Source organism: Bacillus sp. FSL R5-0603, from assembly GCF_038050295.1.
Classification (GTDB): Bacteria; Bacillota; Bacilli; order Bacillales; family Bacillaceae; genus Bacillus; species Bacillus subtilis.
Genome location: NZ_JBBOYP010000001.1, coordinates 3,379,010 through 3,399,903, shown reverse-complemented (window position 1 = coordinate 3,399,903; position 20,894 = coordinate 3,379,010). Strand labels below are relative to the sequence as shown.

At 43.8% G+C, this 20,894-nt stretch carries 19 protein-coding genes and 1 tRNA gene; 13 read left to right on the top strand and 7 right to left on the bottom strand.

The annotated features are described in order from the left end of the window. The first annotated feature begins 85 nt into the window (after positions 1–85). The 7 genes from mdxE to pgmB are packed head-to-tail and all read left to right on the top strand — an operon-like array spanning position 86 to position 9,015. Positions 86–1,339, top strand: a complete 1,254-nt coding sequence (gene mdxE / locus NYE56_RS17555) for a maltodextrin ABC transporter substrate-binding protein MdxE (protein ID WP_341284190.1) — start codon at positions 86–88, stop codon at positions 1,337–1,339. A gap of 41 nt (positions 1,340–1,380) precedes the next feature. After that, positions 1,381–2,688 (top strand): maltodextrin ABC transporter permease MdxF, encoded by a 1,308-nt coding sequence (gene mdxF, locus NYE56_RS17550; protein WP_015483739.1) that lies wholly within the window; start codon positions 1,381–1,383, stop codon positions 2,686–2,688. After that, on the top strand, positions 2,689–3,525 hold the full coding sequence (mdxG, locus tag NYE56_RS17545; protein WP_341284189.1) for a maltodextrin ABC transporter permease MdxG: 837 nt from the start codon (positions 2,689–2,691) through the stop codon (positions 3,523–3,525). 5 nt (positions 3,526–3,530) lie between these two features. Then, the gene (locus NYE56_RS17540) at positions 3,531–4,415 is read left to right on the top strand and encodes a DUF1189 domain-containing protein (protein ID WP_341284188.1); all 885 of its coding nucleotides are present in this window, start codon (positions 3,531–3,533) and stop codon (positions 4,413–4,415) included. Next, on the top strand, positions 4,393–6,666 hold the full coding sequence (mdxK, locus tag NYE56_RS17535; protein ID WP_341284187.1) for a maltose phosphorylase: 2,274 nt from the start codon (positions 4,393–4,395) through the stop codon (positions 6,664–6,666). The genes NYE56_RS17540 and mdxK overlap by 23 nt, the downstream gene beginning before the upstream one ends. Then, positions 6,659–8,344 carry an oligo-1,6-glucosidase gene (gene malL / locus NYE56_RS17530; RefSeq protein ID WP_341284186.1) on the top strand — a complete coding sequence of 562 codons (1,686 nt, stop codon included), beginning with the start codon at positions 6,659–6,661 and terminating at the stop codon, positions 8,342–8,344. The genes mdxK and malL overlap by 8 nt, the downstream gene beginning before the upstream one ends. Then, positions 8,341–9,015: a beta-phosphoglucomutase gene (gene pgmB / locus NYE56_RS17525; RefSeq protein WP_335449643.1), complete on the top strand. Its 675-nt coding sequence runs from the start codon at positions 8,341–8,343 to the stop codon at positions 9,013–9,015. The genes malL and pgmB overlap by 4 nt, the downstream gene beginning before the upstream one ends. Positions 9,016–9,077: 62 nt before the next feature. On the opposite strand, the gene clpP is transcribed toward pgmB, so the two are convergent. Beyond that, positions 9,078–9,671, bottom strand: a complete 594-nt coding sequence (gene clpP, locus NYE56_RS17520) for an ATP-dependent Clp endopeptidase proteolytic subunit ClpP (protein ID WP_003228214.1) — start codon at positions 9,669–9,671, stop codon at positions 9,078–9,080. A gap of 269 nt (positions 9,672–9,940) precedes the next feature. On the opposite strand from clpP, the gene NYE56_RS17515 reads away from it, so the two are divergent. Further along, positions 9,941–10,016: transfer RNA gene (locus NYE56_RS17515), tRNA-Arg, on the top strand. Between the two features lie 154 nt (positions 10,017–10,170). Then, positions 10,171–10,683, top strand: a complete 513-nt coding sequence (locus tag NYE56_RS17510; RefSeq protein ID WP_014478056.1) for a DUF3231 family protein — start codon at positions 10,171–10,173, stop codon at positions 10,681–10,683. Between the two features lie 35 nt (positions 10,684–10,718). Here NYE56_RS17510 and NYE56_RS17505 read toward each other — a convergent pair whose 3' ends face one another. From NYE56_RS17505 to sacB, 6 genes are all read right to left on the bottom strand, one after another. Continuing rightward, positions 10,719–11,039, bottom strand: coding sequence for a DMT family transporter (locus NYE56_RS17505; RefSeq protein WP_341284185.1), 321 nt, complete (start codon positions 11,037–11,039; stop codon positions 10,719–10,721). After that, positions 11,039–11,374 (bottom strand): SMR family transporter, encoded by a 336-nt coding sequence (locus tag NYE56_RS17500; RefSeq protein ID WP_014480966.1) that lies wholly within the window; start codon positions 11,372–11,374, stop codon positions 11,039–11,041. The genes NYE56_RS17505 and NYE56_RS17500 overlap by 1 nt, the downstream gene beginning before the upstream one ends. Before the next feature lie 81 nt (positions 11,375–11,455). Next, positions 11,456–12,040, bottom strand: coding sequence for a TetR family transcriptional regulator (locus NYE56_RS17495; RefSeq protein ID WP_003244443.1), 585 nt, complete (start codon positions 12,038–12,040; stop codon positions 11,456–11,458). A gap of 94 nt (positions 12,041–12,134) precedes the next feature. Continuing rightward, positions 12,135–13,697 (bottom strand): aspartate/proton symporter AspP, encoded by a 1,563-nt coding sequence (gene aspP, locus NYE56_RS17490; protein ID WP_015384716.1) that lies wholly within the window; start codon positions 13,695–13,697, stop codon positions 12,135–12,137. 106 nt (positions 13,698–13,803) lie between these two features. Continuing rightward, positions 13,804–15,354: a 2,6-beta-fructan 6-levanbiohydrolase gene (gene levB / locus NYE56_RS17485; RefSeq protein ID WP_341284184.1), complete on the bottom strand. Its 1,551-nt coding sequence runs from the start codon at positions 15,352–15,354 to the stop codon at positions 13,804–13,806. A 73-nt stretch (positions 15,355–15,427) separates the two neighbouring features. After that, complete coding sequence (gene sacB / locus NYE56_RS17480; RefSeq protein ID WP_268554986.1) at positions 15,428–16,849, bottom strand: levansucrase; 1,422 nt, start codon at positions 16,847–16,849, stop codon at positions 15,428–15,430. 678 nt (positions 16,850–17,527) lie between these two features. On the opposite strand from sacB, the gene NYE56_RS17475 reads away from it, so the two are divergent. The 4 genes from NYE56_RS17475 to NYE56_RS17460 all read left to right on the top strand — a co-directional run bounded on the left by NYE56_RS17475 (position 17,528) and on the right by NYE56_RS17460 (position 20,883). Further along, the gene (locus tag NYE56_RS17475; RefSeq protein WP_341284183.1) at positions 17,528–18,094 is read left to right on the top strand and encodes a C1q-like domain-containing protein; all 567 of its coding nucleotides are present in this window, start codon (positions 17,528–17,530) and stop codon (positions 18,092–18,094) included. 148 nt (positions 18,095–18,242) lie between these two features. Further along, a complete protein-coding gene (locus tag NYE56_RS17470) occupies positions 18,243–19,598 on the top strand; it encodes a serine hydrolase (protein WP_341284182.1) in 1,356 nt (451 codons plus the stop codon). Positions 19,599–19,613: 15 nt separating this feature from the next. Next, complete coding sequence (gene racX / locus NYE56_RS17465; RefSeq protein WP_326208454.1) at positions 19,614–20,297, top strand: broad specificity amino-acid racemase RacX; 684 nt, start codon at positions 19,614–19,616, stop codon at positions 20,295–20,297. A 130-nt stretch (positions 20,298–20,427) separates the two neighbouring features. Further along, positions 20,428–20,883, top strand: a complete 456-nt coding sequence (locus NYE56_RS17460; RefSeq protein ID WP_187954061.1) for a DUF3237 domain-containing protein — start codon at positions 20,428–20,430, stop codon at positions 20,881–20,883. Positions 20,884–20,894: the final 11 nt, after the last annotated feature.

Sequence of the window (20,894 nt, the reverse complement as noted above, 5' to 3'; positions counted from 1 at the left end):
TCGGTAACAAATCGAAAGTTGTTGTAACCGCTTTCTATAGGGCAATACAATTGTTATAGTTTCGTAAATAGAAGGGGGAAAAGAGATGGTTCTTTTAAAAAAGGGGTTCGCCATATTGGCGGCATCATTCCTGGCAATCGGCCTTGCCGCCTGCTCAAATTCAAAAAATCCAGCAAGCTCTGATGGTAAAAAGGTGCTGACTGTGTCTGTCGAAGAAACGTATAAAGAATACATTGAAAGCATAAAAGCAAAGTTCGAAAAAGAGAATGATGTCACAGTAAAAATTGTTGAAAAGCAAATGTTCGAACAGTTAGAAGCGCTTCCTCTTGATGGCCCGGCGGGTAATGCGCCTGATGTTATGCTTGCTGCATATGACCGGATCGGCGGTTTGGGACAACAAGGACATTTACTTGATATTAAGCCATCTAACACAAAAAGCTTTGGTGATAAAGAAATGCAGCAGGTGACAGTTGACGGCAAAGTGTACGGAATGCCACTAGTCATTGAGACAATTATTTTGTATTACAACAAAGATCTTTTAAAAACAGCGCCAAAAACATTTAAAGACCTTGAAAAGTTAACGGAAGATCCTCGATTCGCGTTTGCTTCGGAAAAAGGAAAATCGACCGGATTTTTAGCAAAATGGACTGACTTTTATATGTCGTACGGCTTATTGGCTGGATACGGCGGATATGTGTTTGGAAAAAACGGCACAGATTCCGGGGACATCGGCCTGAACAATAAAGGGGCTGTAGAAGCGGTGAAATATGCGGAGAAATGGTTTGAGACATATTGGCCGAAAGGAATGCAAGACAATTCAAGCGCAGACGACTTTATTCAGCAGATGTTTTTAGAAGGCAAAGCGGCTGCGATCATTGGCGGTCCTTGGTCAGCTGCCAACTATAAAGAGGCTAAATTGAACTACGGAGCGGCTCCCATTCCGACATTGCCAAATGGAGAAGAATACGCCCCTTTTGCTGGCGGGAAGGGCTGGGTTGCCTCGAAATATACAAAAGAGCCCGAGCTGGCTGAAAAATGGCTTGAGTATGCTGCAAATGATGCCAATGCTTACGCTTTTTATGAGGATACAAACGAAGTTCCGGCCAACACGGCTGCAAGGAAGAAAGCCGATGAGCAAAAGAATGAACTGACGTCAGCTGTGATTAAACAATATGAAACAGCAACGCCGACTCCAAATATTCCGGAAATGGCTGAGGTATGGACAGGGGCGGAAAGTTTGATTTTTGATGCAGCTTCAGGAAAAAAATCGACACAAACATCAGCGAATGATGCTGTAAACGTCATAAAGGAAAATATTAAAGAAAAGTATGTGAAATAAAACGGCGGGATAGCGTCCGGAAGAATAGAGGGCGGAAAAAAATGAATAAACATCACACACTTGCAAAGCAAAAACGAAAGGCAGGGCTTTTATCGATCATTCCAGGACTTGGGCAGATTGCGAATCAGCAGTTGTCAAAGGGGCTCTTATTTCTTGCCATCACAGGCTTGTTTGCTTTTGAATTATGCGTTTTCGGTATACAGGCGCTAACCGGATTGATGACATTGGGAAGTGTTCCCGGTGAAGACCACTCGCTGTTTATGCTGATTGAAGGCACGCTGCAATTGATCGTGACGGTGATTTTCCTCATGTTCTATATCTTTAATATTCATGATTCGCGTAAGACCGCCGCTATGAAAGCGGCGGGTTTGGAGGTCAATACAACAGCCAAGGATATGATCTGTCATGCGGGCGATAAAGGGTTTCCATATCTATTTACACTGCCGGCATATATCATGATGGTGTTTGTGATTATCTTTCCGGTTTTGGTGACTCTGTTTGTTGCATGTACAAACTATGATTTTTATCATATTCCGCCTAATCGTCTGATTGACTGGGTCGGGTTTAAAAATTTCTTAAATATTTTTTTCCTTGGCTCCTATCGTGAAACATTTGTGAATGTACTGGGCTGGACGGTCATCTGGACAATCTGTGCAACAACGCTGCAAATCATTTTAGGTATTGTGACGGCCCTTTTCGTCAATCAGGATTTTATAAAAGGCAAGCGGATATTTCGAATGATTTTCTTATTTCCATGGGCTGTTCCGGCTTTTATTACAATCATGAGTTTTTCCAACATGTTTAACGACAGCATAGGAGCGGTGAATGCACAGGTGATTCCACTATTCAATCACCTGCCGTTTGTCGAGCTGCCTGCGATTGCGTGGAAGACCGATCCTTTCTGGACAAAGACAGCCCTCATTATGATTCAAACGTGGCTCGGCTTTCCATATATTTATGTCATGGTAACGGGAGTACTTCAGGCGATTCCAGGTGAACTGTATGAAGCGGCAAAGATTGACGGGGCCACTTTTATTCAGCGTTTTCGGCATATTACATTCCCGATGATTTTATTTGCCACAGCACCCGTGATGATTACTCAGTATACGTTTAATTTCAATAATTTCTCGATCATCTATTTATTTAATGAGGGAGGGCCAGGCAGTGCGGGAGCCGGGGCCGGATCGACCGATATCTTAATTTCGTGGATTTATAAACTGACAACAGGCACATCACCCCAATATTCTGTTGCGGCGGCTGTGACACTGTTAATTTCTTTCATTGTCATTGGAATTTCACTGATTGCCTTCAAAAAATCGAATGCTTTTGGCAATGAGGAGGTTATGTAGGTGAACGCGAGAACTGCCAGATTACTTAATAGAATCTGTACGTATTTCTTTTTGACGCTTTTAAGTATTGTCATTATATATCCGTTGCTGATTACGGCATCATCAGCATTCCGTGTGGGGAATTCGGCGGCTTTTCAGCTCGATTTTTCGGGTTCTTGGACATTGGATCATTTTAAACGGCTATTTGACGAAACGCTTTATCTCAATTGGTACAGCAATACACTTGTCATCGCGCTATCGGTCATGGTTTTGCAGGTTACGATTGTGACACTTGCCGGGTACTCGTACAGCCGCTATCGGTTTGCAGGCAGAAAAAAGAGCCTGATATTCTTTTTAATCATTCAAATGGTGCCGACAATGGCGGCGCTGACTGCTTTTTATGTCTTGGCGATGCTGATAGGCGCACTTGATCAATACTGGTTTTTAACAGCGATCTATATCGGCGGCGGAATTCCGATGAACACGTGGCTGATGAAAGGTTATTTTGATACTGTGCCGAGAGAAATTGATGAAGCCGCGCGAATTGACGGAGCGGGACATCTGAGGATTTTCGCTTCAATCGTTCTGCCGCTTGTTAAGCCAATGCTCGCGGTGCAAGCGCTTTGGGCGTTTATGGCACCGTTTGGCGATTATTTGCTGGCGAAATTTCTGCTTCGCTCACCGGAAAGGCTGACCATTGCTGTAGGATTACAATCCTTTATTTCAAATCCGCAGCAGCAAAAAGTCGCTCTATTTGCAGCCGGTGCCATACTAGCCGCACTGCCGATATGCGTTCTATTCTTTTTTCTCCAAAAGAACTTTGTGTCCGGTTTGACAGCCGGCGGAACAAAGGGGTAATGCCAATGAAGAATCTGGAGAATAAAAGCTTTATCATCCGCTGCCTGAAGGCGGCTGCATCCCCATCAGGTGTTTGCCGTTACGGGAATACCTTCAGCTGGCTGCAGCTCTCTTTTCTCTTTCTGTTTTTAACGGCCTGCTTAATGGCGCCGTTAGCGGTTTCGTTTGTGAAAATGGATCGCTTCAGCGTTTCATCTTTCATGCCGTCAGCGATTCAAGGAGTTAATGATCAATTTGCTGACCAATTGCAGGGTTTTCAAATCAGGAACGGAAAACTAACAGGCGGGAAGAGCTCTGAGAAGATTGAAGATGGGCAGAATGTGATGGCAGTCGATATGAAGCATGAATATGAGACAAGCGGTGAAAATGGGCGATTGAAAGTAACTGGATTTGAAAACGCCATCATATTTCAACCTGATCAACTGATGATCACCGATCAAGACGGAACGGGGTTTTCTGTTGGCTATGCGAAAATGGACGTAAAGCTCGAGAAGCCAAACGCCCATGATGTAGAGGTTTTGATCGATACATTATGGTTGGCACAGTATAAGCCGATGATCATGATGCTGGCATATGCGGTGGTTTCTATGATCCAGCTTTTGTTAACGTTTGTTCTTGCCGGAGGTCTCTGGATCACAAAAATATCAAACATGGTTTCTATTGCATCATTCAAGGAAGCGGCCTCTATAGCAATTTGCGCATCAGCACTGCCGGCATTTGCGGCAGCTGCTATCGGCATGGTTCATTTTGATTTGATTACTGTATTGATGATCCATTCGTGTGGCGTTACTTTGATGATCTCTTTTGCATTTAGATATTTAACCAAAACCCGCCGTGATAATGGAAACTTACATTCGGGAGGAAATGATGATAAATCAGCGGTTATTTGAGATTGATGAATGGAAAATCAAAACAAATACATTTAATAAGGAGCATACACGTCTGCTGGAAAGCCTGACGTCTCTTGCCAATGGCTATATGGGGGTCAGAGGGAATTTTGAAGAAGGCTATTCAGGCGACAGTCACCAAGGCACATATATTGCAGGCGTGTGGTTCCCCGACAAAACGCGAGTCGGCTGGTGGAAAAACGGGTATCCGGAATATTTCGGAAAAGTGATCAATGCGATGAACTTTATGGGCATAGGCTTATATGTTGACGGTGAAAAAATCGATCTCCATCAAAACCCAATCGAATCATTTGAGGTAGAACTCAATATGAAAGAGGGGATTCTGCGGCGAAGCGCTGTTGTCCGCATTCAAGATAAAACCGTCAGAATCAGGTCAGAGCGGTTTCTTAGCCTGGCTGTAAAAGAACTCTGTGCGATTCATTATGAAGCGGAGTGCCTGACGGAAGATGCTGTCATTACGCTTGTTCCTTACCTGGATGGAAATGTGGCAAATGAAGATTCTAACTATCAAGAACAGTTTTGGCAGGAGGAAGCGAAAGGTGCTGATTCTCACAGCGGCCATTTAGCGGCAAAAACGATCGAAAATCCATTTGGAACACCGCGCTTCACGGTTTTAGCCGCAATGGCAAACGAGACGGAGGGTTTTGTCCATGAAAGCTTTAAAACGACTGAAATGTATGTCGAGAATCGCTATAGTTATCAAACGAAGGCATCATTGAAAAAGTTTGTGATTGTCACGACTTCCCGTGATTTTCGGGAGGAAGAGCTTTTAACGAAAGCCAAGGAGCTTTTGGCGGATGTGGTTGAGAACGGCTATGAAAAAGCAAAACGGAGGCACACTGATCGATGGAAGGAAAGATGGGCAAAAGCGGACATTGAAATTAAAGGAGATGAGGAGCTACAACAAGGAATCCGCTACAATATCTTTCAGTTATTCTCGACATATTACGGGGACGATGCCCGTTTGAATATCGGGCCGAAAGGATTTACTGGCGAGAAATATGGAGGTGCCGCATATTGGGATACTGAGGCGTACGCCGTTCCGATGTATTTGGCGACAGCCGAGCCGGAGGTGACGAAAAACCTGCTTTTGTATCGCTATTATCAGTTGGAGGCTGCCGAACGAAACGCCGCAAAATTGGGGATGAAGGGGGCACTTTATCCGATGGTGACGTTCACAGGTGATGAATGCCACAACGAATGGGAAATCACCTTTGAAGAAATTCACCGCAATGGAGCGATCTGTTATGCGATCTACAATTATATCAATTATACAGACGACTGTGACTATATGGAAGAATACGGGATAGACGTACTTGTGGCAGTCAGCAGATTTTGGGCCGACCGTGTTCACTTCTCGAAACGAAAAAACAAGTATATGATCCATGGCGTCACAGGGCCGAATGAATACGAAAACAACGTTAACAACAATTGGTATACGAATGTCATTGCGGCTTGGACGTTGGAGTATACTCTACAAAGTCTCGAAAGTATCTCAGCTGAGAAACGCCGCCTTCTGGATGTGCAGGAAGAAGAATTGAAAGTCTGGAGAGAAATCATCCAGCACATGTACTATCCGTATAGTGAAGAACTGCAAATTTTCGTTCAGCATGACACGTTCTTGGACAAAGGCCTGCAAGCAGTTGATGAATTAGATCCAGCGGAGCGGCCTCTTTATCAGAAATGGTCATGGGACAAGATTCTCCGCTCCAATTTTATTAAGCAGGCAGATGTTCTCCAAGGCATTTATCTTTTTAATGACCGTTTTACAATGGAAGAAAAACGGCGAAATTTTGAATTTTATGAGCCGATGACTGTTCATGAATCAAGCCTATCGCCCTCTGTCCATGCGATTCTCGCAGCCGAACTAAAGCTGGAAAAGAAAGCGCTCGAATTATATAAGCGCACAGCAAGGCTTGATCTTGATAATTACAATCATGATACGGAAGAAGGCTTGCATATTACTTCAATGACGGGTAGCTGGCTGGCAATCGTTCATGGCTTTGCAGGCATGCGCACCGCGAATGAGACGCTGTCATTTGCTCCGTTTTTGCCGAAAGAATGGGACGAATATTCATTCAACATCAATTATCGAAACCGATTAATCAATGTGACGGTTGACGAAAAGCGCGTTATTTTTGAGCTTGTAAAAGGCGAGCCGCTGCACATGAACGTTTATGAGGAACCAGTTGTCCTACAGGGACGATGTGAAAGGAGAACGCCTAATGAGTGAATGGTGGAAAGAAGCTGTCGTTTATCAAATTTACCCGCGCAGTTTTTATGATACCAATGGAGATGGATTCGGGGATTTGCAAGGTGTGATTCAAAAGCTGGATTACATCAAAAATCTCGGGGCGGATGTCATCTGGGTCTCCCCGGTATTTGATTCCCCGCAGGATGACAACGGATATGATATCAGCAATTACAAAAACATGTATGAAAAGTTTGGGACAAATGAAGATATGTTTCAGCTGATTGATGAAGCCCATAAACGCGGAATGAAAATCGTCATGGATTTGGTCGTGAACCACACATCAGATGAGCATGCTTGGTTTGCTGAAAGCCGCAAGTCGAAGGACAATCCTTACCGGGATTATTATTTTTGGAAAGATCCTAAACCGGACGGCTCAGAGCCGAATAATTGGGGATCGATCTTTTCAGGTTCAGCGTGGACATACGATGAAGGAACAGGGCAGTATTATTTGCACTACTTTTCGAAAAAACAGCCTGATTTAAATTGGGAAAACGAAGCCGTTCGCCGGGAAGTTTATGATGTAATGAGATTCTGGATGGATAGAGGCGTTGACGGCTGGCGGATGGATGTGATCGGCTCTATTTCTAAATACACCGATTTTCCGGACTACGAAACGGATCACAGCCGCAGCTATATTGTCGGCCGTTATCACTCTAACGGCCCACGTCTTCATGAGTTTATTCAAGAGATGAACAGGGAAGTGCTTTCTCATTACGACTGCATGACAGTCGGAGAGGCAAACGGCTCTGATATTGAAGAGGCGAAAAAGTACACAGATGCAAGCAGGCAAGAGCTGAATATGATCTTTACATTTGAACATATGGATATTGATACAGAACAAAACTCGCCAAATGGGAAATGGCAGATCAAGCCGTTTGATTTGATTGCTTTAAAAAAGACGATGACAAGGTGGCAGACCGGGTTAATGAATGTCGGCTGGAATACCCTGTATTTTGAGAACCATGACCAGCCGAGGGTTATTTCCCGCTGGGGCAATGACGGGAAGCTGCGTAAGGAATGTGCGAAGGCATTTGCAACGGTTCTGCACGGCATGAAAGGAACGCCGTTTATTTACCAGGGAGAAGAAATCGGCATGGTCAACAGCGATATGCCGCTGGAGATGTATGATGATCTTGAAATAAAGAATGCATATCGTGAACTAGTCGTCGAAAACAAAACGATGTCAGAAAAAGAGTTTGTCAAAGCCGTGATGATAAAAGGAAGGGATCATGCGAGAACACCGATGCAGTGGGATGCCGGAAAACATGCGGGATTCACAGCCGGAGACCCGTGGATACCGGTAAATTCCCGTTATCAAGCTATCAATGTGAAAGAGTCCTTGGAAGATCAAGATTCTATTTTCTTTTACTATCAGAAGCTCATTCAATTACGAAAGCAATATAAGATTATGATATATGGCGATTATCAGCTGCTGCAGGAGAATGATCCGCAGGTCTTTTCTTACCTTCGAGAATATCAAGGGGAAAAGCTTCTTGTCGTTGTGAATTTATCGGAAGAAAAGGCTCTGTTCGAAGCGCCTCCAGAACTGATTTATGAGCGTTGGAAAGTGCTGATTTCAAACTATCCGCAGGAGCGGGCTGACTTAAAGAGTATTAGCCTCAAACCTTATGAAGCTGTGATGGGCATTAGTATATGAAAGCGGTCATTTTTGATTTAGACGGAGTGATAACAGATACTGCTGAATATCATTTTCTCGCTTGGAAGCACATCGCAGAACAAATCAATATCCCCTTTGACAGAGACATGAATGAAAGGCTAAAAGGAATCAGCAGAGAAGAGTCACTTGAAAGCATATTGATCTCTGGCGGTGCGGAAACAAAGTATACAAATGCGGAGAAACAAGAACTTATGCATCGGAAAAATCACGATTATCAAACGTTGATCGGCAAATTGACGCCGGAAGATCTTTTACCGGGGATTGGCAGGCTCCTATGTCAATTGAAAAACGAAAATATAAAAATCGGGTTAGCATCTTCAAGTCGCAATGCTCCTAAGATTTTAAGACGTTTGGCAATTATCGATGATTTTGATGCCATTGTTGATCCGACGACTCTTGCGAAGGGGAAGCCTGATCCTGACATCTTTTTAACAGCTGCAGCGATGCTCGATGTTTCCCCTGCTGATTGCGCGGCAATAGAAGACGCAGAAGCAGGCATTTCTGCAATCAAATCTGCGGGGATGTTTGCGGTTGGTGTCGGTCAAGGACAGCCGATGCTTGGTGCTGATCTAGTTGTGAGACAGACGAATGATTTGACGCTTGAGCTGTTACATGAGGAATGGGAGCAGTATAGAATAAAAAGTGTTTAAGGGAGTCAATTCCTTGAAATGAAAAAAACCTGCAAGAGACGCAGCTCTTGCAGGTTGTGTTATTACTTTTTGTCTTCTGTGTGAGTCAAAATTTTGTCAATCAGGCCGTATTCAAGCGCTTCTTCAGCAGACTTGAAGTTATCACGGTCTGTGTCGCGTTCGATCACTTCAAGCGGCTGGCCAGTACGTTCAGCAAGGACTTTGTTTAATTTGTCGCGAAGCAAGAGAATGCGTTTCGCGGCAATTTCAATTTCTGTCGCCTGACCTTGCGCACCGCCAAGTGGCTGGTGAATCATGACTTCACTGTTTGGAAGCGCATAGCGTTTGCCTTTTTCGCCGGCTGCAAGCAGGAACGCGCCCATTGACGCAGCCATACCGATACAAATTGTAGATACCTTCGGCTTAATAAACTGCATGGTATCATAGATCGCCATACCGGCTGTAATAGAGCCGCCCGGGCTGTTGATGTAAAGAGAAATTTCTTTTTCAGGGTCTTCTGCTGCTAAGAATAAAAGCTGTGACACGATGGAGTTCGCAACGTTGTCATCAATCGCAGATCCAAGCATGATGATACGATCCTTTAATAGACGAGAATAAATGTCATACGCTCTTTCCCCGCGGTTCGTTTGTTCAATGACTGTAGGTATTAAATTCATAATGCTCCTCCTTCACCTTTTAGGTAAGTATGTAGTTACATGATACATTTTTGGTCAATAAAGGTCAAACAAAAAGCTGGCCTGATATGCAAAGTCGTCTCTTTTTCCCATTTTCCCCAAAAATACAGGGGTTCAAACCATCGTATGTCAGATTGCCAATTAAGATGCTTTGTCTATTTAAAAAACGGCCTCTCGAAATAGAGGGTTGTTATTTGAATGGAATTATCGTATAATAAGTTGTGCTGACGTTCTCATAACGCAGTCATTCTGCGCTCGTAGCTCAGTTGGATAGAGCGGTGGTTTCCGGTACCACGTCTGTCGGGGGTTCGAATCCCTCCGAGCGCGTCCAATAGAACAACAGGAAAGACAAGGGTTTGGCGATTTGCCGCTCTTGTCTTTTTTGTTTTGGTTCATAAATTTTCTTGCTGCAACATAAATTTTCCTTCTCTCGGGCACGTTATGGAATGTGTGCGATATTGAATTTGCGAGGAGGATGAACATGGGTATTTTAAGCGGAAATCCACAGGATGAACCGATGCATTATGGTGAGGTATTCGGCTTATGGAGTTATGTGATGGCGGGCAATAAAATGGTCGGCAATTACCAAATGCTATTGAATCATGTCGGTGATGACGACCTGAAGAAGCTGCTTCGTGAGTCTATTGAGAAATGCCAAGATGAAATCAAACAGGTCAGCACGATCTTGAAAGAAAACGGGGTGGCGCTGCCGCCGGCTTCTCCTGAACCGCCGACAGCAGATCTTAACGACATTCCGCCTGGCGCACGGTTTCTCGATCCGGATGTGGCGGCCTCCGCGGCAGCACAAAATGCTGCAGGTCTTGTGACATGCAGTAAAATGATGGGGCAATCGATTCGTGAGGATATTGCCATGATGTTTGGGCAATTTCATATGTCGAAAGCGGCAACCGGCGCAAAATACTTAAGGCTGCTAAAAAACAAAGGCTGGCTCATCCCGCCGCCGCTTCATCTTCAAAAACATCACGAAGCTTAATGGCAAAGGCATATACAGCTGTATATGCCTTTATTTTATGAAGATGACGTAAGACGCAGGCCGATGACGCCGGCTAGAATAAGGCAAAGTGAAATCACCTGTGAAAGCTGAAACCGCTCCTTAAACCAGATGAGCCCGATCGCCGAAACGCCAATGCTTCCAATGCCAGTCCAGACGGCATAAGCGACTCCGGCAGGCAGGACCATCATTGCTTGGGAAAGGCAGTAAAAGGATAAGCCGAATCCAACTGTCATCACAATGATCGGCCATTTTTTTCTTGTTCCGTCTATATATTTCATGGCAATGGCAGCTATAATTTCTTCTATGCCGGCAATCACTAATAAAAACCATGCCATTATTGTTCACCTCCCGGCTGAGATTTGCTTTCTTTCGTAAATAATTTCATTCCTAAAATGCCAGCCAGCAATAAAGCTAAAAAGAACATTTGGGCTGCTGAGAAGGATTCGCCCAGAACAATTCCAGTCAGATATGTTCCGACGGTTCCGATTCCCACAAACACAGTGTACGCCGCGGCCATCGGGATTTTTTGATAAGAGCGGATCAACAGGATAAAGCTGACCGCGATTAAGATAAAAATGATGATCCAATCCAAAAGCGAATCAGCATGTTTGAGGGAAGAGGCCCAAACAACCTCTAAAAGCCCTGCAATAAAAACAAGAACCCAATTCAAATGAAACACCTCTCTATTTTATGAATGAACGTCAGTCATTTTTAGGGCATTAAAAAATGAGCGGTGTTACCCAGTCATTTTTTAAGCAGTGCCTAAGCTCCGTTTTAAGAAAGTGAAAATTTCCTTTTTATACACTTCAACATTTTCATCTTGTTCAAATCCGATATAGAATCGTTCCGCAGTATTCTCGACCAAGTTGATAATCGTTCTGGCCGTCCATTTTGAATTGATACCTTCCGTTACCTCATGGTTTGCAATGGCCTTGTTGATGATTTTTTCAAGCCAGGAATAATAAGGCTGATAGATCGTCTCCCATTTTTCCATGGAGTGGTCGATCGCAAGCCCGGAATAACAGAGGACAATAATATCCTTATGGCGTTCTGTAATGAGAAAAGTCTCATCAATTAATATATCTAAAACGGTCCAAAAATCCTCGTCCCCATGCAGCCTACCTTTGATTTGATCAAGTGTATGGGTGAGAAGATTTTCTGCAATGGCCGGTATGAGGGCATTTTTAGATGAAAAATACAAATAGAATGTTCCTTGGGCAGTGCCGGCCTTTTTGACAATATCAGAAATAGAAGCCTTGTCGAGGCCTTTTTCAGAAATGACTTCTATGGCCGCCTGCAGAATTTTTTCATATTTGCCCGATGTTTGTTTTGGCATGAGGAACACCTCCAATAATGACTGACTCTCATTCATTTTATCGCGTGTATGTATGTTTGTAAAGAATAAAGAAGCAAGAAAACCTCTTGCTTCTTTATTTATCGTAATCAATGGCGGCTTTTGGGAGCCCGGTATACTTTGCCCAGTAATAAATCGCAAGTGAGCCGATCGCGACTAAAATGAGGTCGACGGGATTGCTGATAATCCCTAAACCATGTCCGAAAGAACCGATGTAGGAAAAGATCAGCATCATAATATAAAACCCGATAAGCCACCAGGCTGATTTCAGCTGCTGAGCAAGGCTGACATCTTCTTTAGGCGTATATTTGCTGAAACAGAGATAGATCAAAAACATCACGAGCTGTGAACCGAGCAGCCAGGAGACTGTTTTCCATCCTGACCAGTACACGATAAACGCTGTAAATATAAAGGAAAGCGGCCCGATAATGCTCATTCCCTTTAAATAAAACGGCCTGTTTAAGTCCTTCGCGTTGACCCTCAGCGCGGCTGAAGAAATGGGTGCAATCGCATATGAAAGAATGAGCGCGACTGAACAGACATTGACGAGCGCATTCCACGAAGGAAAGGGAAGTGTCCAGAAAATAGACAGGGCAAACGAAAGCCAAAGCGAAGCGCGGGGTGTCCCCGTATCTTTATTGACCTTTGAGAATATGCCAAATAATGTGCCGTTACGCGCCCAGGCGTAAACAAGGCGGGATGTCGTATTCATAAAGATATTCCCGTTTCCTCCGGGAGACAGAATGGCGTCTAAAATGACAAGCGTTGCAAGCCAGCCTAATCCGAGCATGACCGCAATATCCTTAAACGGCAATGAGAACTCCCGGCCAATTGCCGGCCAGCCATGTTTCAGTGTTTCTGTCGGGATTGCACCAATAAAGGTGACCTGCAAAACAGTATAAATGATGGTTGAAACGATGATGCAAATGATTAAAGCGATCGGGATATTGCGTTTTGGATTTTGGACTTCACCTGCTACAGATACAATCGGATGCAGGCCGAGATACGCAAACATGACGCCGCCTGTCGAGATTGCAGCCTGAATACCTGTAAACCCAAACGGTGCAAATCCTTCAACAGATAAATTCTCCGGCTGAAAATGAAAGATCAGTACAATAATGATGGTAATCGGCACAATATATTTAAAAATCGATATGATGAAATTCGCCTTAGCGAAGGTTTTGACGCTCCAATAATTTAGCAGGAAAAACAAGCATAATAGGGCAAACTGCAAGATCCAGCCGGAAATGGTCGGCGAATCAGACCCTTTAATGGTCAGGCCGGGAAACCAATAGGCCACATACTGGCGCACAGCTGTCACTTCAATTGAAATCAAGCTTGTATAAGCGACAATCGTGACAAACGAAATTAAGTAGCCGACAAGGTGGCCATGTGAATAAACGGGGTATCGAATGATGCCTCCGGTACGGGGCAGAGCGGCTCCGAGCTCTGCATATACGAGCCCGATTAACAAAATAATGGCTCCTCCGAGGATCCAGGAAAAAGCGCCGGAGGGCCCTGCTTTTGAAGCGACATTACTGACAGCGAACAGCCACGCTGATCCAAAGATGGCTCCCATCCCAATCAAAATCAGATCAAACAGCGACATTGATTTTTGAAAATTTCCTTGTTTAGACATTCGCTTCCTCCTTTGAAACCAGCCTTATATTTCTTACAATGCCCAATATGTAACAGAGAATACCGCTCCTAATAAAAAAACAGGGCAGCCTGCGCTGCCCCTGTTTTTATTCATGAACCGAATCAAAGTGTTTCACTGTTATATTCTTGAAGGAGGCTGTGCCGCCGTCAGAATAAAGGGTAATTCCTTTATCTTCAGGCTTTGGGAAGACTTCATTTGAAAAAACGGTTTTCCCGTCGCCAACAAATACTTCTATCGTTGTTTTATCGACAAGTATTTTCAAATGCACCTTACGTTTGCTTACATCATAAGGAGCTTTGCTTTCGACATAGGTATTGCTTTTGTCAGGCTGATTTGTGGCTGCTCTATTGACATAAGCATAGCCGCCTTCAGCGAAAATACCGACATCAATATGGCGTTTTTGGTCTTCTGATTCTCTGAGCCTGACGCCTGCATTCTTTAGCTCGGACCAAGAAAGATCCGTATCAAGCTGGTACGTATCACCTGTTATCGACAATGTTTTTGATCCGTTCACATCCTGATCCTCTATTTCGTCAGTTGAAACAGTCAGCTGCTCCAAAGCTTCAATCGGCTGTGAGACGAGGCTGTATGTTCCATCCTGCTCCTTCAGCCGGAGTTCGCGTATGACAGAATCTGTGCCGTTAAAGCCGTTCTTCATTGTCGGGGTGTTGTTGGCATAATCCCAATTGTTCATCCAGGCAAGCGCATACCGCTTTTCTAATGGATCTGTGCTTTTGCTGTCTTCGAACGTCACACCGCCATACCAGTCGAAGCCATAGTCAAGCCATTGGGCTTCAGTCTGATCCGCTTTGAATTCTTTTCCGTCGAAACTTCCGGTCCAGTAGGCGTACGTATTTGGTTTGCCCCACGGTTTGCCATTCGCGCTGGCACCGAGAACCCACTTATTCGTTCCGTCGCTTGCCCGCATCATGTAGAGGTCGGGACATTCCACCATTCCCGCCTGTTCTGGGAAGAATCCGCTTGTGTAATGCCAGTCCTTAAGATTATCGGATTCATAAAAGCCGATTTTTGATCCTTCAGCCATGACCATGACCCATTTGTTATCCTGGTCATCCCATATGACTTTCGGATCTCTGAAATCGTCTGTACCCGGATTAGGCATAACGGGGTTGCCACTGTAGAATTTGAATGATTTTCCTTTGTCTGTGCTGTACCACAAATATTGTTCCTGTTTTTTGTCTTTGGCTGAGGGCTGTGTCACAATCGCGACAAGCGCATTTTTCCCGAAGCCGGCTGTGTTCTCTTTATCAACCACGACGGAACCGGTCCAAATGTCACCGTCCGGGTTTGTATATTTCGGAATCGCCACGCCTTCATCGGTCCAGTGCACCAAATCCTCTGAGACGGCATGGCGCCATTCTGTGCCGTTGCCTTTTGGGTAATCCCGGTTATATAGATAGAAATAATGATACTTGCCATCAAAATAGATCGGTTTTTGAGGGTCATTTTTCCATTTATCCGGCGTCGTAAAATGATATGCCGCCCGGTAGTCCGGCTTCTGTTTTGTTTTTGTTTTTTGGTCATGTTCTTCTTTTGGAAATAAGTCGATAAACAGCAATATTCCTAAAAAGGTTAGGAATACGGTTAGCCATTTGCCTGCTTTTATATAGTTCATATGGGATTCACCTTTATGTTGATAAGAAATAAAAGAAAATGCCAATAGGATATCGGCATTTTCTTTTGCGTTTTTATTTGTTAACTGTTAATTGTCCTTGTTCAAGGATGCTGTCTTTGACAACAGATGTTTTCTTGCCTTTGATGTTCAGCAGGAAGCTTGGCGCAAACGTTGATTGTTTGTCTGCGTAGAATCCTCTGTTTGTCATATAGCTTGTAATCACGACATTGTTTCCTTTCGCTTGAGGTACAGCGAAGTGTGAGTAAGTAAAGGTTACATCGTTAGGATCAAGATCCATTTTTAACACAAGGCCAGTTTTGTTCAGCGGCTTGTATGGGCCAGTTAAAGAATTAGAAACATAGCCAAGCATGTAAATATCGTTAGACGTGATGCCGTCAATCGTCATTTTTGACCCGCGGGAGTCAGTGAACAGGTACCATTTGCCGTTCATTTTAAAGACGTTCGCGCGTTCAATTTCATCTGTTACTGTGTTAGATGCAATCAGCGGTTTCATCACTTTTTTCAGTGTGTAGTCATCGTTTAGCTCAATCATGCCGAGAGCGCCGTTTGCTAACTCAGCCGTGCGTTTTTTATCGCTTTGCAGAAGTTTTTGACTTTCTTGACGGAAGAACGATGTGCTTTTGCCATAGTATGCTTTGTTAAATAAAGATTCTTCGCCTTGGTAGCCATTTTCAGTTCCAGTGTTTGCTTCAAATACTAAGTATTTGTGGCCTTTATCTTCTACGTAGTGAGGATCTCTCAGCGTATGGTTGTCGCCTGAGCTGTAGTTGCCTTCATCGATGAACTGCTGTATATTTTGATACGTTTTGCCGTCGCCGTCAAAGATTGATTTATAATCCTCTACACCGTTGATGTTCAAAGAGCTGTCTGATGCTGATACGTTTACCTGTGCAGTTGTCAGTGTTTGTTTGCCGTAATGTTTACCGGAGAAATCAGTGTAGAATAAACGGATTTTTCCGTCAGATGTAAATGTGGCTGAACCTGACCATTCTTGCGTTTGGTCTTTTAGGATAGAATCATTTGCATCGAATTTGTCGCTGTCTTTAAAGACGCGGCCAGCGTTTTTCCAGCTATCAATAGAAGTCTCGCCGACTTTTTGATAGAACATGTAAATCGATGTGTCATCCGCATTTTTAGGATCTCCGGCTAATGCAAAGACGATGTGGTAGCCGTGATAGTTTGCGACTGTGCCGTCAGCGTTTTGTAATGGCCAGCTGTCCCAAACGTCCAGGCCTTTTGCAGAAGAGATGTTTTTGATTGTGGACGCATCGAATTCAGGCACTTGATATTTTTCATTTTTTTGCTGTTCAGGGATTTGCAGCATATCATGGCGTGTAATATGGGAAATGCCGTACGTTTCCTTATATGGCTTTTGGTTCGTTTCTTTCGCAAACGCTTGAGTTGCGCCTCCTGCCAGCAGTGCGGTAGTAAAGGTTAATACTGTTGCTTGTTTTGCAAACTTTTTGATGTTCATCGTTCATGTCTCCTTTTTTATGTACTGTGTTAGCGGTCTGCTTCTTCCAGCCCTCCTGTTTGAAGATGGCAAGTTAGTTACGCACAATAAAAAAAGACCTAAAATATGTAAGGGGTGACGTCAAAGTATACACTTTGCCCTTTACACATTTTAGGTCTTGCCTGCTTTATCAGTAACAAACCCGCTCGATTTACTTTTCGACCTCATTCTATTAGACTCTCGTTTGGATTGCAACTGGTCTATTTTCCTCTTTTGTTTGATAGAAAATCATAAAAGGATTTGCGGACTACAGGCCTAAAGAACTAAAATATCTATCTGTTTCTTTTCATTCTCCGATTTTTTATAAATCTGTCGCATGGGCATAAAGTTGCCTTTTTAATCACAATTCAGAAAATATCATAATATCTCATTTCACTAAATAATAGTGAACGGCAGGTGTATGTGATGGGTTAAAAAGGATCTCTAACTGAGGTCTTTCATATAAGGTTAGCTAATGCCTTAGTACAGCATGCCTCTTGGATCAGAAACAGTAATCTGTTTTGGGAACATGCTGCTGTTATTTCTATTTTTGAGTACAGTCGGGCAGATACCGTTTCAATGTCTGTAACGATCAATATAATAATGTATTCACTAGCAAACAAATGATAGAAGCGTAAGGCTTATAAGGAGGAAAAAGTTATGCCGCCACGTCCAACTAAATGGATTAAGAGGAACGATCGACCGGAACCTCTTTTATCACCAAGTGTCATGCAAGGCAGAAATGGAAATACCCCACCAGCTCAACAAAACCAGCTCTTCGCACCAATTACAGCAAATAGTAACCAGCCTATTTCTGCTTTCCGAGCCACCAGCGATACTAATCTGTCAGTGGCTGCAAATGCAGCTGCCGGAGTCTTTTTTCAAAATGTGCAATTTGATTTGGCGAATGAATATAACCCTAACACATCTACATTTTCACCGAGAACAGCAGGCGTGTATTCTCTTAATGCATCAGTTGAGTTTCAACCGAATGCAATTGTTGACTTCAACTTAGAAGTCGTATTTCTCGTAAATCAAAATGTAGTAGGCGGAAATAACAAATCTCAAGCAGGGAACATCCCGGCAGTCGTAGCAATAACTGAAATTCTTCAGTTAAACGCCGGAGATACGGTGACAGTTGCAATGAGGAGTACTGCCGCCGGAGTCATTCAAGCGACTACGAGAACCCATTTTGCAGCCGCTAGAGTTCCTTCCCCGACTTCATAAAAGGGGATTTTTTGATTCATACAGATCTAATACCGCTATATTAAAGTTGATTTTTCCTGTTTGAGGATTGATCAGCTTTTTTTATTATCTTCAAAATATTTGAAACGTTAGTAGCTTAGTAACGTACAGAGATATGGGAGGTGGAGGAATGAAGCAGAATAAAAGAAAGCATCTTCAGACGTTATTTGAGACATTAAGCGAAAAACATCAGTTTAACGGGACGGTTCTGGCTGCGGAGGGTGGCGATATTATATATCATCACTCTTTTGGTTATGCGGAAATGACGGAAAAACGCCCGTTGCAAACCAACTCTTTGTTTGAGTTAGCGTCTTTGTCAAAGCCTTTTACAGCATTGGGAATCATCTTGCTGGAGGAGAAGGGGATTCTTGGCTATGAAGATAAAGTGGATCGCTGGCTGCCCGGTTTTCCGTACCAGGGTGTAACGATTCGGCATTTATTGAACCATACGTCAGGGCTTCCTGATTATATGGGTTGGTTTTTTGCCAATTGGGATCCGCACAAGATTGCGGTGAATCAGGATATTGTCGATATGCTGATGAATGAGGGGCTATCTGGTTATTTTGAACCGAATGAAGGCTGGATGTACAGCAATACGGGGTATGTGCTGCTGGCGGTTATCATTGAAAAAGCATCTGGCATGAGCTATGCGGATTTTATGAAAACAAGTATTTTTTTACCGGCAGGCATGAATGAAACAAGAGTGTATAACAGGAGGCTTTCGCCTGAGCGAATTGATCATTATGCATATGGATATGTGTATGATGTACATTCCGAAACATACGTCCTCCCTGATGAGCTGGAGGAAACGAACTATGTTGTGTATCTCGATGGCATACAGGGAGATGGGACGGTGAACTCTGTCACAAGCGATTTGTTTCGATTTGATCAGGCTTTATATGAGGACGATTTCATCAGCAAGGCTTCTAAGGAATCCGCGTTTTCTCCAGTGCGCCTCAACAATGGAGAAACAATTGATTATGGCTTTGGCTGGGTACTGCAAAATAGTCCTGAAAAAGGGCGGATTGTCAGCCACAGCGGAGGATGGCCTGGCTATTCGACGTTGATGATCCGATATATCGATCATCGTAAAACACTGATCTATTTGAGTAATAAGGAAGAGGATACTGAATATGAACAAGCGATTCTGAAGGCGGCGGAACATATTCTATTTGGCCAGCCATATGAGGTCCCGGAACGTCCTGCTGATAAAAAGAAAAAAGCAATTGATACGGCGATATACAGCCGCTATGTTGGCGGCTACCTGTTGCAGGATGGGACGGCTGCACAGGTGACTGCCGAGAATGAACGGCTTTATTTGGAGATCGCCGGACAGCTGAGACTGGAGTTATTTCCTTCCTCGGAAACCCGTTTCTTTCTGAGAGCATTGTCTGTTGAAGTCGAGTTTACATTAGGTGAGGATGCTGCGAAAAGCTTTATTCTCTATGAGGATGGCTCAGAGGAAGAAGCGGTCCGTACGAAGTAGAAAGGAATGAATTTGATGATCGGAATATTAGCCGGAATGGGGCCGAAATCGACCTCGCCGTTTATTGATAAGGTGATTGATTACTGTCAGAAGCTGTATGGGGCTTCAAACGATATTGACTACCCGCACATGATGATCTATTCATGCCCGACACCCTTCTATGCAGATCGTCCAATTGACCATGCTGAGATGAAAAAAGCGATTATCGACGGGGCGGTAAAGCTCGAGAAAACAGGCGTTGATTTCATTGCGCTGCCTTGTAATACGGCGCATGTCTACTATGAAGAGATTCAACAGGCATTGTCGGTTCCTATGTTGCATATCGTTGAGGAAACGATAAAAGAGATTCCGCATCCCGCAAAAAAAGCGGTGGTTTTAGGAACAGAGCCAACCATCCAATCCGCCATCTACCAAAAAGTTCTGAAGGCAAATGGAAAAGAAGTTGTTCACAAGGACTATTGGCAGCAGGCTGTGAACCAGCTTATCGCCGCAATCAAACAGCCAAATCATATGCAGCATACACAAGCATTGTGGCAGACGCTATATGAAGAAATCAGTCAGCATGCAGACATCATCATTTCAGCCTGCACGGATTTAAATGCGGTGTTAGATCATATTCAAAGTGAGATTCCGATTATAGATTCCTCTGCCTGTCTTGCCAAAAGCACTGTCAGCACATATCTTGCTTATCAAAGCTAGCTTCAGACAAGGACTGTCTTCAAACAGTCCTTGTTTTTTTATGTTCCTATTGTTTGACAGTTAACTGCAATGGTGTTAAAGTAAACATGTAAATAGTTACATGATTTTTTCTGAAGGTGAGGTGGTTCTCGTGAAGAAGCCGGTTTTAAAACCATTCGCCTCTTTAGAAATCAAGGTTGATCCGCCTATTACGATTGGTGAGACAGGCCTGGGACTGAGACGATTCATTCCGATTCGTTCGGGAACAATAACCGGGGAAGTAAAGGGACATATTTTGCCGGGCGGTGCCGATTCACAAATGATTCGCACTGACGGCAGAACCGATTTATCTGCCAGGTATGTGATTGAAACAGCAGATCATGAACTGATTTACATTGAAAACAATGGAATACGGCAAGTCAGCGAGCCGTTTCGAAAACAAGCGGCAGCCGGGGAAATCATTGATCCGGAGCATGTTTATTTTCGTACGGTACCGACGTTTGAAACAGGCAGTAAAGTCTATCAATGGCTCCATGACCGCTTGTTTATCGGTTCCGCAGAAAGAACCCCTGATTACGTTCGACTAGACATTTATGAAGTACAGTAAAAGACTAAGGA

Coding starts and splice junctions, on each gene's coding strand:
- mdxF (WP_015483739.1), top strand. CDS start 1,381: ATGAATAAACATCACACACTTGCAAAGCAAAAACGAAAGGCAGGGCTT.
- NYE56_RS17470 (WP_341284182.1), top strand. CDS start 18,243: ATGAAGCAGAATAAAAGAAAGCATCTTCAGACGTTATTTGAGACATTA.
- sacB (WP_268554986.1), bottom strand. CDS start 16,849: ATGAACATCAAAAAGTTTGCAAAACAAGCAACAGTATTAACCTTTACT.
- mdxK (WP_341284187.1), top strand. CDS start 4,393: ATGATAAATCAGCGGTTATTTGAGATTGATGAATGGAAAATCAAAACA.
- NYE56_RS17540 (WP_341284188.1), top strand. CDS start 3,531: ATGAAGAATCTGGAGAATAAAAGCTTTATCATCCGCTGCCTGAAGGCG.
- pgmB (WP_335449643.1), top strand. CDS start 8,341: ATGAAAGCGGTCATTTTTGATTTAGACGGAGTGATAACAGATACTGCT.
- NYE56_RS17495 (WP_003244443.1), bottom strand. CDS start 12,040: ATGCCAAAACAAACATCGGGCAAATATGAAAAAATTCTGCAGGCGGCC.
- clpP (WP_003228214.1), bottom strand. CDS start 9,671: ATGAATTTAATACCTACAGTCATTGAACAAACGAACCGCGGGGAAAGA.
- NYE56_RS17510 (WP_014478056.1), top strand. CDS start 10,171: ATGGGTATTTTAAGCGGAAATCCACAGGATGAACCGATGCATTATGGT.
- mdxE (WP_341284190.1), top strand. CDS start 86: ATGGTTCTTTTAAAAAAGGGGTTCGCCATATTGGCGGCATCATTCCTG.
- malL (WP_341284186.1), top strand. CDS start 6,659: ATGAGTGAATGGTGGAAAGAAGCTGTCGTTTATCAAATTTACCCGCGC.
- NYE56_RS17505 (WP_341284185.1), bottom strand. CDS start 11,039: ATGGCATGGTTTTTATTAGTGATTGCCGGCATAGAAGAAATTATAGCT.
- NYE56_RS17475 (WP_341284183.1), top strand. CDS start 17,528: ATGCCGCCACGTCCAACTAAATGGATTAAGAGGAACGATCGACCGGAA.
- racX (WP_326208454.1), top strand. CDS start 19,614: ATGATCGGAATATTAGCCGGAATGGGGCCGAAATCGACCTCGCCGTTT.
- aspP (WP_015384716.1), bottom strand. CDS start 13,697: ATGTCTAAACAAGGAAATTTTCAAAAATCAATGTCGCTGTTTGATCTG.
- levB (WP_341284184.1), bottom strand. CDS start 15,354: ATGAACTATATAAAAGCAGGCAAATGGCTAACCGTATTCCTAACCTTT.